Raw genomic sequence first — 14,154 nt, forward strand, 5'->3', positions numbered from 1 at the left:
GCACCTACCCACCACCAATCTGAGGATGCGTATGGATAGCGGCAAAACCCCTACCTTGCATGTCGACGGAGTGCGCCTACCCCGGAACGCAATAACCCTACGGTAGCGTTTGGAGTAGAACGGGCACGCACCGGGCTGGAGCCGGGAATATAATTTTCCGGAGTCGGGCGGCGCGGCTATCATTCCTTCCACTTTACCGAATTCATGAAATCACTGTTTCACTCCGCTTTCCTGACTACGCTGCTCTGCTGGCTCTGCGGCCTGACGCTGTTGGCGTCGGCTACCAGCTGCAGCCAGGAGCAGAAGGCGAAAGTTCAGGACGCGCTACCCGGCGTACTTACCGGCAACCAGGGCCCGCAGCCCACGCTCGACAGCGTGTATGTGGCGCGCCAGATGCTGGCCGAACCCGCTTTCAAAAACCAGCTCGACTGGGCCAAGAAATTTTACAAAGCCCGCGACTACCGCCTGGGCTGGTTTAAAAACCACGAGGTAGTACCGCAGGCCAAGAAGCTACTTGAGGTCATCAACCAAGCCGGCGACGAAGGTTTGGATCCGAAGAAGTATAAGATCAAAAACTTCGATAAGATGTTTGCGGAGCTGGATAAAGCCCGCGGTGACACCACCCAGCGCAACGACCTGGAAAAGCAAATCGACGTGGCGCTGTCGGGCACGTACTTCGCCTGGGCCTCCGATTTTTATAGGGGCATAGTAAATCCTAGAGAGGTCAAAAACATCGATTGGGACGTAAAACGCAACAAAATCAAGTTGCACAAAGCCCTCATGACCATTTTGCAGGAGCGCGAAAGCACGTATCCCTACTACGAGTTCGAGCCCTTGCACCCCGAGTACGACCGGTTGAAAAAGGCTTTGGCCGAGTACCGCGCCATCCAGCGCAACGGCGGCTGGCCTACCCTGCCGGCTGGTACCAAGCTCAAGCCGGGCGATACGTCGCCGACCGTAGCGCTGCTGCGCCGCCGCCTGCTCGACGAGCCCGGCACGCCCGCCCAGGGCGTGGCTACGCCCGTGCAGACGGTAGCCAATAATGGCCCCTCTGATGGCGCGGCACCTGCACCCGCCGCCCAGCAATACGACGGTGAGCTGGTAGCTGCAGTAAAGAAGTTTCAGCAGCAAACCGGGCAGCGGGCCGATGGGATTGTGGGTGGCGAAACCCTGCGCCTGCTCAACATTCCACTCGATAAACGTATCGATCAGATCATCCTGAACATGGAGCGCTGGCGCTGGATTCCGAAGCGTTTTGAGCAAAATTATTTGCTCGTAAACATCCCGGACTACAAGCTGCACTTAGTGGAAGATGGCAAGGAAGTGATGACCATGAATGTGATTGTGGGCAAGACTCTGAATGCAACGCCGGTCTTCAGCGACAAGATGGAGTACGTGGTATTGGCTCCTTACTGGAACGTGCCATTCAGCATTATCGACAAAGAAATGCGCCCGAAACTGGTGGCCAATCCACAAGCCTACCTCGACCGTTTGGACATGGAAGTGGTGAAGGGCTGGGGCGCCAAGGCTACCCCCATCGACCCCACTACAGTGGACTGGGCCAACCTCACGCAGGCAAATTGGAAGTACACATTGCGCCGCCGCCCCGGCCCCAAAAACGACCTGGGCGACGTGAAGTTTATCTTCCCCAACTCCAACGATATTTACCTGCACGACACGCCCCACGACGAGCTGTTCAGCCAAACTAAGCGCAACTTCAGCCACGGCTGTGTCCGCGTGGCCGAGCCTATTAAGCTGGCTACGTACCTGCTGCGCAACAAGCCCGGCTATGATGAAAATACGATCCTGAGCACCATTGGAGAGCGGCAGGAGAAGTACATTACGCTACCCGAAAAACTGCCCGTGTACCTCGTGTATTTCACGGCGTGGGTAGACGATGCCGGCCACCTGAATTTCCGTGACGACATCTACGGACACGACAAGAACCTAGCGAAAGAGTATTTCAACTAGGTGCCACTGTGTGGCTGTGCCGTAGCCACACACGAACCCCCTTCTACCAAGCAGAGCATAGCGCAAAGCCTGGCAGGAGGGGGTTCGTGTTTTATGTGTGATGCGTAGAGTAACCGAATAAAATAGACGCCGCAGAGCAGGCTCTCCGCCAAGCACCATAGAAGCCGGCTGGTGCTATGCACGCAGTCAGCTTCTATGGTGCTTGGCATCGACGAACGGGGCATGCATAATAATGCTGAATAAGAAAGATAGGGGCAGAAGGAGCTGGGAAACAGTTTACATATGTATTACATATGTAAACTGTTGATTACCATTGTAAATACATATGTAATCAGTAGGAATATGCAAGGAACAAGAGCAGCGTGCTGGGGTAAACGGACTGGTTACGTACATTTGTGAAGCTGACCCTTGTTATTGCAGCTTTAGCATGATTGAACGCATCCGGCAGATTCTGGCTACGCGCGCACTTTCTCCTACCCAGTTCGCGGATACTATTGGTATCGGCCGGCCTGTAGTCAGCCACATTCTGAGTGGGCGGAATAAGCCCAGTTTGGAGGTGATGCAGAAAATAATGGATGCCTTTCCGGATTTAGCGCTACCCTGGCTGCTAAAAGGAGAAGGTCCTATGCTAGTATCTGCGTTAACCGAAACGCCTAGTGGTGCCACGCAAGCTATTTCTACGTCCGTAGTAAGCTCTAATAAGAAAAGGCAGCACGGAACGTCTCCTACTTCATCGGAGCTCAGCAGCGAAGCTATAAAGCCAAAAAAAGGTGCTGTCAACCATTCGCATCGACAGATAGGCTCTGCTGAGCGTGAAGAAAGCGCCGTTGTGGAACAGGAAACGGCTACGCCTGAGTCACCCATGCCAATTGCTCAGGCGTCTCAGGTAGCTGCTGCATTGCCCCTCGCATTGGCGGCTACCCCCACCGATAAGGCTATCCGCCGCATCATTATCTTCTATCAGGACGGCACGTTCACGGACTACCAGCCGGAGAAGTAACTACTGTTATTTGCGTGTTTTAACAGCGCATGGACTAGATGTGGCAAGGATGTTGTTTAGCGCTGTTAATTACTATAATCCAATTTGGCAGATCCCTTTGCTTTGTATTGTTCAGCCAGCCGAATGGATTCATTAGCAGAAGATACTTAGTTGTTTTGTTGAGGTGCTAAAATTCGATAAATCTGATGTGTATTTGCTGATATGACTCGGCTAACATAATGATTATTTGCCTGTATAAGTGACTATTTTTCAGATAATTATATTGAATGATCGTAACTATGGCTTTAGAATAAAAGCATTAGTACCTGTTTTTATTAAAAAAAGGAATAGTTATATAAAATAATTAGATTGTTTATCTCTGGAAAGCGCAGTGCTGATGCTAAATTTGTTAACAGGTAGGATGGCTTGTTAAAACAATAAATACTACTTACAGCGTTTGGCCAAAGCAGTTAGTAGGGGCCTTTTATTCGCGACTACATCTGAAGGCGTAACAAAAGTAACTCGGCCCTTATGCAGAGAGCATGTCAAAGCAATAAGCGCTTACCTGATGACATAACCCTAGCTTACATACCTCCGCAATGTTTTTGGCGTCAAGTACGCGTCGTTCACTTTTGTAACAGAAAGACCTGGTAGCCACTTGGCACGATACTCTTGCCACTACTGCGGGAAAAGCATCCTATAAATCCGGCTTGGCGTTATTAGCGTGGATGCTTACCTTTGGGCCATGAAAACGTCTCGCCTGTTTCTTCTGCTTGCTGCCAGCGCCACGCTGCTATTTGCTTCTTCTTGCGCGCAACAGCCCGATCCTGAGAAAGACCCCGATGCCGACGCTGCCTATAAGCGCAGCCACCGCCCCGAAATGTACCGGGAGGCGCAGCGCAGCAACGTAAATTACTAAGCTGTTTTCGCTCTGTTCTCTGTAGAAAGATGAGCAGCTAGCACGTAGAAAGCCCCGCCGGAAGTAATCTGGCGGGGCTTTCTACGTGCTGAATACTGTAGATTGAAGTGGGACGCTAGGCAACGCTAACCGTAGCCGGGGTAGGCAACAGCGGCGGCAGCGTAATAGCCTGCAATAGGGGCTGCTCCAGCAGATCGGCCCAGGTACGCAGGTAGAGTACTACATCGTCGCGCTGATTGTGGCGCAATGCGTTGCGTCGCTCCAACGGCAAGGCACCCCGGATAACAGGGTCGGAGAGGCGCTCCAGGTGGGCCAGATCCTGCCGGGTGAAGCCTGCGGCCAGCATCTCATCAATCGTATCATCGATGGGCAGGCCGCTGGAGGGGCAGTAATCGATGAGCTGCCGCTCCCAGTCGCCGTAGCGCTGCATGGCCCGACGGTGAATTTCGGCTTTGGTGAGGTGAGTGATGGTTTGCGCCAGGTGGCCGCAGTTGCAACTGCCCATGTGCCCCCACTGGTAGGGCGCTTGCGTGGCTAGGCGCTGCGCCGTGGCGCGCAACGCCTGAATAACGGGAAGAGTGCTGATAGCCATACAGTGAAAGAAAAGGATGTCCGGAAATATAAGCCAATAGCCGGATTTTTTGTTTCCTTTCGACTCTCTCAAAGACACAAAAAAACCGAACGTCTGCGGAGACGTTCGGTTTTTTAATACAGTCAAGCTAAATCTAATGAGGCTAGCGTTGCCCGCCGTTGCCGCCCCGGTACCGACGACGATTGCCGCCACCGTTGCTGCCTGCCGTTGCAGGCCGGTTACCACCCGAAGTTGAACGCTGAGCACTACTACCCGCGCTGGGCGAACTAGTGCGGCTGGTAGCAGCCCCTTGTCCGCCGGAACGGCCTCCGCCGTGGCTATTACCATTACCCCCCCGGCCGGGGCGGGGCGGGCGCCCCGCCGGGCCTTTGGGCCGCTGAATATTTTTGCCGCTGTGCAGCATCACGGGCTCCACGTTGGTGGTCTTGTAGGGGTGCTCAAACACCACATCGATCTGGCGCTTAATCAGGCGCTGGATGTCCTGTAGGTAGGCGCGCTCCTCATCTTCCACAAACGACAGGGCCATGCCATCGGCGCCGGCCCGGCCGGTGCGGCCGATGCGGTGCACGTAGGTTTCGGGCTCGTTGGGCATTTCGTAGTTGATAACGTGGGTCAGCTCATCTACGTCGATGCCGCGAGCCGCAATATCGGTGGCCACCAGCACGCGGGTAGTACCGGCTTTGAAGTTGCTGAGCGCCCGTTGCCGGTGGTTCTGCGACTTGTTGCCGTGGATGGCCTCGGCCGGAATATTAGCCTTTGCTAACGTCTTCACTACGCGGTCGGCGCCGTGCTTGGTGCGTGTGAAGACCAGCACGCGGCGGATGTTTTTATCGGCCAGCACGTGCTCGAGCAAGGCCGGCTTATCGTTTTTCTCTACCAGATATACGGCTTGCGATACCGTATCGGCAGTGCTCGAAACGGGCGTCACGGCTACCTTCACCGGGTTGGGACGCAGCAGCGAGTTGGCCAGCTCCTGAATCTGACCGGGCATGGTAGCCGAGAAAAACAGCGTTTGCCGCTTGGCCGGCAGCTTAGGCAGAATGCGCTTGATGTCATGAATGAAGCCCATGTCCAGCATGCGGTCGGCCTCGTCCAGCACAAACACGTCGAGATGACGCAGGTCGATATAGCCCTGGTTCATAAGGTCGAGCAGGCGGCCAGGAGTGGCAATCAGCACCTCCACACCGCGCCGCAGCGCCTGCGTTTGGGGCAGCTGGCCTACTCCGCCAAAAATAACCGTGTGGCGCAGCTTCAGGTGGCGGCCGTACGCCGCAAAGCTCTCCCCGATTTGAATGGCCAGCTCGCGGGTAGGCGTGAGCACCAAGCAGCGAATGCGGGAGTGCGAGTGCTGCGCTACCTGTGCCGTTTGGTGCAGAATCTGCAGAATAGGAACTGTAAAGGCGGCCGTTTTGCCGGTGCCGGTTTGCGCCACGCCCAGCAGATCGTGGCCTTCCAGCACCTGCGGAATGGCCTGCGCCTGAATAGGGGTAGGCGTGGTGTACCCTTCCTCGTGCAAGGCGCGCAGGATGGGGTCAATCAGATTAAGTTCGTCGAAGGACATTAAAAAAAGTAGAAAAATGCCCGCGAACGGGCCACTGACCGCAGGCCAGCGCGTGAATAGAGCCCGCAAAGGTCGGAAGGTTTGCGGTAGAAATTGGTGCACACCAGAAAATCAGGCAGAACCAAAGCGCCTATGCAGGCGCAAAGAATAGCCAGCAGAGAGAGTTGTGCTTGATTAGCAGCAGGCTACCAGCAGTGAAGGGTAGGAGACTGTGCATATTGCCGCCTCATCTACCGCAACACGACAAGCTACCGCCCGTTTTTGTTCGTATTAGCTGATAATCTTTCAAGAACTGTCTTTCTTCCTACCATGAAAATAACTGATCGAAACATTGCCTACGATGGTCACTACAAGCTCAGCAAGCTTACGGTGCAGGACGGCGACAAAAGGCTGCAACGGGAACGTTTTGAGCCAGGGCAGGCTGTGGCCGCGCTGGTATTCGACACGGAAAAAGAGAAGTTTTTGCTGGTGCGGCAGTATCGGGTAGGCGCTGAAGCCGATGTGTTGGAAATTGTGGCGGGCATGATTGACCCGGACGATAAAAACCCGGAAGAAGCGCTGCGCCGTGAAATACAGGAGGAGCTAGGCTACCCTACCGATGCGCTAACCCCCATTGCCGAGGTATACCCCTCGCCCGGCAACTCCGCCGAGCGGCATTATATCTACTATGCCGAAGTAAGTAAGCAAACGGAAGCCGGCGGCGGCGTAGCCAGCGAAAATGAACACCTCGAATTGGTGGAGCTAACAGCCGAGGAATTGTATAAGGAAAAGCTACTGGATGCAAAGACACTGCTGGCTACACAATGGCACCAATTGTTTAAACAAAAGGATATACATTAATGAGTCTCTGTATTATATAACATTTGTATAAAAAAAGCATCCCGTGTCACCTAAACCCTCAGGCGGCACGGGATGCTTTTTCAGTGAAGCTAATGTCTGTTCTGCTACTGTGCGTTTACGATATATTCAAAGTCTTGCTTTAGTTTCGCATCATTAAGCGTCACGTATACAGACTGTTGATCTTCTGTTTTAACAAATGGTATAGAGCGTTTACTCATATATAAATCTCGGTTCCAGAAGCGGCCTTGGCCTTCGGGTAGGGCTGGTACAGCTAGCAGCTCCTTGCCAGCTTTATCACGAGCGGTAACGCTGAGCAGGGCCGGGTCGGCGTTCTGGGCACCCCGCCGATACATGGTAACTACTAGCATCCCGCCAGCTGGCAAAGCCTGAAATCGGCGCTGATAGGTGCTATCGGCCCAGTTATTTAGGCGGCGCAGCTCCGTAATTTCTGTGAGCAACTCGGCGTAGGGGCGATAGGCTAGGCGTGTAACGGAGGCGCTGATTTCGGCGTCCTCGTCGGTGTTCTTGGTTACGTTGAGCACGTAAGCGCATTCTTCGTCTTTTTTGGGGCGCAGGTATTTTTTGCGCGGCGTGCCCGGCAGCATTTGGGCAGAGGCTTCAAAGCTGATAAGGCCAGCCAACAACAGTAGATAATGTTTCATAAGACAACACAGGTCAAACACACGGCGTTTTATTGAGAAAACACAAATGTACGGAATCCGGCTTGCTGACTTGATATAAGTATTATCTGTTTGTTTTAATGAAATAAAGCTTAAAAGATCTAGGCAGCTTTGTAGGATGGTGAGAAGCTAAACATAGTATTGTACAAATAATAGGTTGAGTAGGAGTCTTATGAGAAGATTGAGCTGACGAAGCAAGTCGACAAACATAGCCAAGTGGTAAAGTAGGCGTAACCATCAGGTAATGGTAGGGTGAGTCCTTTGCGCATCTTTTCTACAACCACTCCCCATATGTTTTCAAACCGCTACACTTTCACCGCCAAATTACCCGCTCTTCTTCTGTTTGCGCTGCTGGGCTGCAACGACGACACAGACTCAACTAATGCCAACCCTACAGAGGTGCAGCTGCAGGCGCACTCCGTGAATCCGGCGCTGGTGAAGGCGCTGCCGGGCTACGAGAACCTGGAAATCCTACCCCTGATCAGCTCCGATGATAAGCTGCCCGAATCACCGGACTTTATCTTCGGTGCCCAGCCCGACGGCTCGGGGCTACTGAAAAACCCGAACGGGGAAGGCTACGTGCTCATCAACAACCACGAGATTATGTGGTCGGTGTCGCGGGTGTATCTGGACAAGACGTTTAAGCCGGTGAAGGGCGAATATATCCTGGACGGCGACGGCGGCGGCTTCCGGCTATGCTCGGCTACGCTGGCTACCCCGCAGGAACACGGCTTTGGCCCTACCTTCCTGACGGCCGGCGAAACCGATGGCGAATCGATGGTGCACGCGCTGGACCCGCTGGGGCCCATCAACAAGAAAGACCGGAGCCGCATGCTGCCGGCCCTGGGTAAGGCCTCCATGGAAAACGCCGTGCCCTTGCCCAAGGACGCCTACCCCGGCAAGACCATGATTATCATTGGCGAGGACAATAGCGACGGGCAACTGGTGGCCTACCTAAGCAACGCGGTGGGCGACCTGCAAAACGGCAAGCTCTACTTCCTGAAGCGTACCAACAGCAACCCCGTGGAGACGGACATGGTAGCCGGCCAGCAGTACGACGTGGAGTTTGTGGAAATTGACAACGCCAAAACGTCGACAGGCGCGCAGATTGCCGCGCAGTCGATGGCGAAGAAGACCATTCAGTTTGCGCGGGTAGAGGACATCGACTACCGCAAGGGCGGCAATGGCGCCGGTCGCGAAGTGTACTTCACTGCCACCGGCGTCAGCCAGAGCGATAAGGTGACGCCCGTAACCGGCAAAACCATGTGGGGGCGCGTGTACCGCTTACAGCTGGATGCCAGCAATGCGCTGAAGGGCAAGCTGGAAGTGGTGGTCGACGGTAGCACCGACCCCGGCAACAGCATTGTAAACCCCGACAACCTGTGCGTAACCCAAAACTTTGTCTACATCCAGGAAGACGGCGACTCCTATTATAAGGAGAACAAGCACGATGGCCGCGTATGGCAATACAACATGGGCAGCAAGCAGTTGAAGCCGATGCTGGAAATGAACCACCGCCGCAACGACCCTACCTTCCAGGCCAAATACAACAAAAGCAACGACACCCGCCTGAGCAGCTGGGAATACGGCGCCATGCAGGATATCTCCGACATCGTGGGCGTACCCAATACCTTCCTGCTCAACCTGCACCCGCACACCTGGCAGGACGATAAGTACCTGAACGCGGACGGCTCCAACGAAACCCGCAACAAAAACAAGGAGGGTGGCCAGGTAGTGATTGTGCGTGGCGTACAACAGTAAAGTCAGCCGCAAGAAATAGCTCCGGTTACGCATTTTCTGATTTTTTAAAAAGCCCCCTACCAGGCCTACTGGTAGGGGGCTAGCTGCTATGTCACTTCGCGCTTTGTATTGCATGCACTATACCGTGCTGGTGGGCTACCTGCGGTGGGTAGCCCTGGGCATCTGGCTGCTGGCGGCCTGCACCTCCTCGGGGCCGGCTACGGCACCCGCGCCGCCCCCTACCCAACTGGTGCACCAGCATGTGGCCCACAACCTGGATACGCTACTTTGGCACGTAGAGCATGAACTGCTGCCGCTCGCCCAGCGCACCCCGATGCCCACCGATTCGTTGCGCCAACGCTTTCGGGCGTGTCGGTTGCTGTACAAGCGGGTGGAGCCATTCACTGAGTACTTCATGCCAGGCACGGCCCGGCTGCTGAACGGACCACCCATAGGCGAAATCGAGGTGGCCGAAAACAAGGAGTTTGACCCTGCCGGGTTGCAGGTGATAGAGGAGTGTCTCTACCCAGAGGTAGACCCCAGCCAACAGCCCGAGTTGGTACGGGAGGTGAAAAAGCTGCGGCAGGAGCTGCGCCGTGCCCAAACGGTGTGGCAAGTGCTGGAGTTTACCGACGCGCACGTATTCGACGTGCTGCGCCAGCAAGTGTTTCGGGTGGTGGCGTTGGGCATTACGGGGTTTGATACGCCGCTGACGCCCGATGCCGCCCTACCCGAAGCGGCGACGGCCGTAGCGGCGCTGCGCCCGTTGCTGGCCGCCTATGCCCCCACCGATACGAGTGCCGCGGCAGCCCGCACGCGCTACGCCGTGGCTCAGCAAGCCCTGATTCAGGCCGAACGCTACCTGCGGCAGGGGGTAGGGTTTGCTGAGTTCGACCGGATGGCGTTTATCACCGGCTACGCCAATCCGTTGGGTAGGGCCTTGCTGGCGTGCCAGCGCGGACTGGATATTGCGCCTTTTCAGGAAGTGCGTGCCCTGCGCCCCGATGCCGCTACCCTGTTCGACTCGGCCGCGTTCAACCCCGATTTCTACGCGCCCACGGCGGCGCAGTACCGCACCGCGGCCCGCGTGGCGCTGGGTCGCCGCCTGTTTCACGACCCGGTGCTGTCGCGCAGCAACACGCGCTCCTGCGCCAGCTGCCACCAGCCTGACAAGGCGTTTACCGATGGCTTAGCGAAAAACGTGACCTTGACCGAAACCGGCCTCGTGCACCGCAACACGCCTACCATTCTCAACGCCGCCTTGCAGGCCGGGCAGTTCTACGATCTGCGCGCCACTACCCTCGAAAACCAGGCCGTGGATGTAGTCGGCAACCGCGATGAGATGCACGGCTCGCTGGAAAGCGCCGCCCACGACCTGCAACGCCAACCTGCGTACGTGCGACTGTTTCTGGGAGCCTTCCCGGAGGAACCTGCCGGCCGCATCAACCCCGTGCAGATCCAAACGGCGCTGGCCAGCTACGAGCGGTCGTTGGTAGCGCTCAACTCGCGTTTCGATCAGTACATGCGCGGCCGGCGCACGGCGCTCAACGCGCAGGAAATTCAGGGCTTCAACCTCTTTATGGGCAAAGCCAAGTGTGGCACCTGCCACTTTGCTCCGCTGTTCAACGGCACGGTGCCGCCGGGCTTCACCAAAACGGAATCGGAGGTGCTGGGCGTGCCGGCTACCCCGGCCGCACAGCGCCTCGATCCTGACCTAGGCCGCTATGCACATACCCAACTCGAGCAGCTTCGTCACGCATTCAAAACGCCTACCGTGCGCAACGTGGCCCATACGGCCCCCTATATGCACAATGGGGCCTACCGCACCCTGGAGCAAGTGCTTACTTTTTATAATGAAGGTGGTGGGCGTGGTTTAGGGTTGACGGTGGAGAATCAAACCTTATCGGATGAAAAGCTCCATCTGACGACGGCAGAGCAGCAGGCTATCCAAGCCTTTTTGCTGGCCCTAACGGATATGCCACCACGCTAATCAATGGCCGCCAGCAGGATTGAAAAACAGGTAAAAGTCTATCTTGCTTCCCCGCGAGGCAATCTGCTGGCTATCCTTCTTATTTCTCGATGCTGCTAACTATCACGACCACCCACCAGCCCGCTACTGATCTGGGCTACCTATTACATAAGAATCCTGCCCGCTTGCAATCGGTGGATATTGCCTATGGGCAGGCGCACGTGTTCTACCCTGAAGCCACGGCCGAGCGCTGCACCGCCGCTCTACTGCTCGATATTGATCCTATTGCGCTGGTGCGCAACCACCGTGGGCCGGCCGGCGAGGGCTTTGCCCTGGAGCAGTACGTCAACGACCGGCCCTATGCCTCGTCGTCGTTTCTGAGCACGGCCCTGGCCAAAGCCTTCAATACGGCCATGAACGGCACCTGCAAGGACCGCCCCGAATTGCCCGATGTTTTGTTGCCGCTGGAAGCCACCGTGGCCGCCCTACCCGCCACCAGCGCCGAGCAGTTCCAGCGCCTGTTTGCGCCCTTGGGCTACGAGATAGAAGTGGAAGAGCATCCGCTCGACCCTACCGTGCCGCAGTGGGGTGCCAGCCGCTACCACACGCTGCGCCTGCGCCACCCGGCCCTGCGTCTGCGCGACCTGCTGAGCCACCTCTACGTGCTCATTCCGGTGCTCGACCGCGGCGATAAGCACTACTGGATCAGTCAGGATGAGGCCGAAAAGCTGTTGCGCCGGGGTGCCGAGTGGCTGCCGGGCCACCCCGACCGGGAGTTTATCACGCGGCGCTACCTGCGCTTTGCCGAATTCGTGAACCCTACCCTGCGGCGGCTACTAGCCTTGGATGCCGAGGCCTCGGACGATGCGCCGGAACCGGAGTCACTCACTGAAGCAACTGCTACTGCGGAAACTGCTACCGCGTCCGCTGAAACCGCCGCCAAGCAAAACCTGCACGATCTGCGCCTGGACCGCGTGGCCGACGAAATCCGGCAGCTAGGCGCAAAACGGGTGCTGGATTTGGGGTGCGGAGAGGGCAAGCTGACGCGCCGGCTGTTAAAAAATGGCCAGATTGAGCACGTGTTGGCAATGGACGTATCGTGGCGGGAGCTGGAGCGGGCCCAGCAGCGCCTGCATGTGGCCGAAATGCCCCCACGCCAGCGCGAGCGGCTTACCCTCACGCAAGGCTCCTTGCTCTACCACGACCCGCGCTTAGCCGGCTACGACGCGGCCGCCGTGGTCGAAGTCATCGAGCACCTCGACGAAAGCCGGCTGGCGGCGTTCGAGGAAGTCGTATTTGCCCGCGCCCGCCCCGGCGCCGTGCTCGTCACCACCCCCAACGCCGACTATAACCAGCGCTACGAAACCCTCTCCGCCGGCGACTTCCGCCACCACGACCACCGCTTCGAATGGACGCGGGCACAGTTCACCGCCTGGGCCGAGGGTGTAGCCGAGCGCCACGGCTACCGCGTGCGCCTGGAGCCGTTGGGTCCGGAAGAAGAGGAGGTAGGAGCTCCGTCGCAGTTGGCGGTGTTTGAGGTAGGGTAGGAGCAAATGAATTGTAGTCCGATCGGAGCGCTGTTCCTAGCCGCGTAGCGGCCATAGGTTTGTAGAAACGGGGTACATTGAACAATCGCGCCGCGTAGCGGTGTAAGAAGCGTTGAACGACTGCTATTCTATCCACTCAAATACATACCGCTCATCGTATTCAACGGCAAATTTTTGCAACAATGCGATGTATTCCTCCCGAAAACTAACGCGGGCATGATGCGCTGGTTGCCGTTGAATGTACTGCACTACCGCATCCACCTGCGACCGAGCGTATGAGAATGCGCCGTACCCGCGCTGCCAGGCAAAGCGGGTCGGAAGCAGCCGATTTTCGTTCAGCCACATGCTGGAACTGCTTTTGATATCCCGTACCAAATCAGCAATAGCCTGATCGGGGTGCAAGCCTATCAGCAAGTGCAAGTGGTCTGGCATGCAATAGATGGCCAGTGGTTTGTGGTGTTTTTCGCGCACGATGCCGCAGATATATTGCTGTAGCCTTTCCCGGATAGATTCACGGATCAGTCGTTCCCGACCGTGTACTGCAAATATTAAATGAATATATAGTTGGGTATAAGTATTCGCCATAAGGCCTTGCTAGGGTTCTTGCACCGCTACGCGGCGCGTTCGTTCTGCTGTCTACTTGCTCTACCAACCTATGGCCGCTACGCGGCCGGTCGTTCGGTATGCACGTTTCTACAAACCTTGTACCGCTACGCGGTGCGGTTCATCCTTGCCTCTGTTTTCTACACACTGCTATGCGGTAGGCAGATAGCTGAAGAGTGGTAGACACTGAACGACCGGCCGCGTAGCGGTCATAGGATTGTAGCAAGTAGACAGCAGAATGACCGGCCGCGTAGCGGTCATAGGGTTGTAGCAAGCAGACAGCAGAACGACCGCGCCGCGTAGCGGTGCAAGAGATAGAAGCACTTTTTCTTACTCCACCGCCCGTTGTAAGCGAGTTTGAATTACAGCTAGTTCGTCGGGACGGCTTAGGTTTACTGTAAGCAGTCGGTTAGCAACGCCATTGGCTTGCAGATAGGCTAATTCTGTCTGAAACGGTTGGTCATCAAGCCAGTAAAAATCTGCCTTTACGTCGATAGCCTCCGTTTTCAGCGTATCCCAAGTGGTAGGCCGCACGACATGCCGGAGCCGCTCCACCGTAGCTGGCTGCAAGTAGCGCGCAAGGTAGCGTAGTGCTGGGGCACTATCTCCCTTACAATGAGTAGTCAGCCAGTAACATGCAAAAGATGAGGTGACAAAATCAATAAAAGTATCAACTCCTGGCGCAGCCTGCGTATTTTTCGCCGTCAATAGAACCCCGTCTATATCTAAATAAAGCTTTACCATCCGGCTAAA

12 protein-coding genes and 1 pseudogene are annotated in these 14,154 nt (G+C 56.1%); 8 read left to right on the forward strand and 5 right to left on the reverse strand.

The window, feature by feature from the left end:
* Nucleotides 1-204 precede the first annotated feature (204 nt).
* From H8B15_RS04115 to H8B15_RS04125, 4 genes and pseudogenes are all read left to right on the forward strand, one after another.
* Entirely contained in the window at nt 205-1,971 is a 1,767-nt protein-coding gene (locus H8B15_RS04115; protein WP_187318391.1) for a L,D-transpeptidase family protein, read from the forward strand.
* Nucleotides 1,972-2,398: 427 nt separating this feature from the next.
* Nucleotides 2,399-2,545 (forward strand): annotated as a pseudogene (locus H8B15_RS21345) (helix-turn-helix domain-containing protein); the annotation flags it as partial.
* A 288-nt stretch (nt 2,546-2,833) separates the two neighbouring features.
* A complete protein-coding gene (locus H8B15_RS20945) occupies nt 2,834-2,971 on the forward strand; it encodes a hypothetical protein (RefSeq protein WP_246455302.1) in 138 nt (45 codons plus the stop codon).
* A 724-nt stretch (nt 2,972-3,695) separates the two neighbouring features.
* Nucleotides 3,696-3,869, forward strand: a complete 174-nt coding sequence (locus H8B15_RS04125; RefSeq protein ID WP_185283885.1) for a hypothetical protein — start codon at nt 3,696-3,698, stop codon at nt 3,867-3,869.
* A 115-nt stretch (nt 3,870-3,984) separates the two neighbouring features.
* Here the strand turns inward: H8B15_RS04125 and H8B15_RS04130 are convergent, their stop codons facing one another.
* Together H8B15_RS04130 and H8B15_RS04135 are read right to left on the reverse strand one after the other, a co-directional pair.
* Nucleotides 3,985-4,461 (reverse strand): hypothetical protein, encoded by a 477-nt coding sequence (locus H8B15_RS04130; RefSeq protein ID WP_187318393.1) that lies wholly within the window; start codon nt 4,459-4,461, stop codon nt 3,985-3,987.
* A gap of 142 nt (nt 4,462-4,603) precedes the next feature.
* Entirely contained in the window at nt 4,604-6,022 is a 1,419-nt protein-coding gene (locus H8B15_RS04135) for a DEAD/DEAH box helicase (protein WP_187318394.1), read from the reverse strand.
* A 309-nt stretch (nt 6,023-6,331) separates the two neighbouring features.
* Between H8B15_RS04135 and H8B15_RS04140 the strand changes: the two genes are divergently transcribed.
* Nucleotides 6,332-6,862, forward strand: coding sequence for an NUDIX domain-containing protein (locus H8B15_RS04140; RefSeq protein ID WP_187318395.1), 531 nt, complete (start codon nt 6,332-6,334; stop codon nt 6,860-6,862).
* A gap of 104 nt (nt 6,863-6,966) precedes the next feature.
* Here H8B15_RS04140 and H8B15_RS04145 read toward each other — a convergent pair whose 3' ends face one another.
* On the reverse strand, nt 6,967-7,524 hold the full coding sequence (locus H8B15_RS04145; protein WP_187318396.1) for a hypothetical protein: 558 nt from the start codon (nt 7,522-7,524) through the stop codon (nt 6,967-6,969).
* A gap of 309 nt (nt 7,525-7,833) precedes the next feature.
* On the opposite strand from H8B15_RS04145, the gene H8B15_RS04150 reads away from it, so the two are divergent.
* The 3 genes from H8B15_RS04150 (at nt 7,834) to H8B15_RS04160 (ending at nt 12,798) form a co-directional block, all read left to right on the forward strand.
* The gene (locus H8B15_RS04150) at nt 7,834-9,303 is read left to right on the forward strand and encodes a PhoX family protein (RefSeq protein WP_187318397.1); all 1,470 of its coding nucleotides are present in this window, start codon (nt 7,834-7,836) and stop codon (nt 9,301-9,303) included.
* Nucleotides 9,304-9,415: 112 nt separating this feature from the next.
* Nucleotides 9,416-11,272 (forward strand): cytochrome c peroxidase, encoded by a 1,857-nt coding sequence (locus H8B15_RS04155; RefSeq protein WP_187318398.1) that lies wholly within the window; start codon nt 9,416-9,418, stop codon nt 11,270-11,272.
* A gap of 89 nt (nt 11,273-11,361) precedes the next feature.
* Nucleotides 11,362-12,798: a 3' terminal RNA ribose 2'-O-methyltransferase Hen1 gene (locus H8B15_RS04160; protein ID WP_187318399.1), complete on the forward strand. Its 1,437-nt coding sequence runs from the start codon at nt 11,362-11,364 to the stop codon at nt 12,796-12,798.
* Nucleotides 12,799-12,921: 123 nt separating this feature from the next.
* On the opposite strand, the gene tnpA is transcribed toward H8B15_RS04160, so the two are convergent.
* Nucleotides 12,922-13,383, reverse strand: a complete 462-nt coding sequence (gene tnpA / locus H8B15_RS04165) for an IS200/IS605 family transposase (RefSeq protein WP_187318400.1) — start codon at nt 13,381-13,383, stop codon at nt 12,922-12,924.
* Nucleotides 13,384-13,731: 348 nt separating this feature from the next.
* Entirely contained in the window at nt 13,732-14,145 is a 414-nt protein-coding gene (locus H8B15_RS04170; RefSeq protein ID WP_187318401.1) for a hypothetical protein, read from the reverse strand.
* Nucleotides 14,146-14,154 lie beyond the last annotated feature (9 nt).

Source organism: Hymenobacter citatus (assembly GCF_014333615.1).
Classification (GTDB): Bacteria; Bacteroidota; Bacteroidia; order Cytophagales; family Hymenobacteraceae; genus Hymenobacter; species Hymenobacter citatus.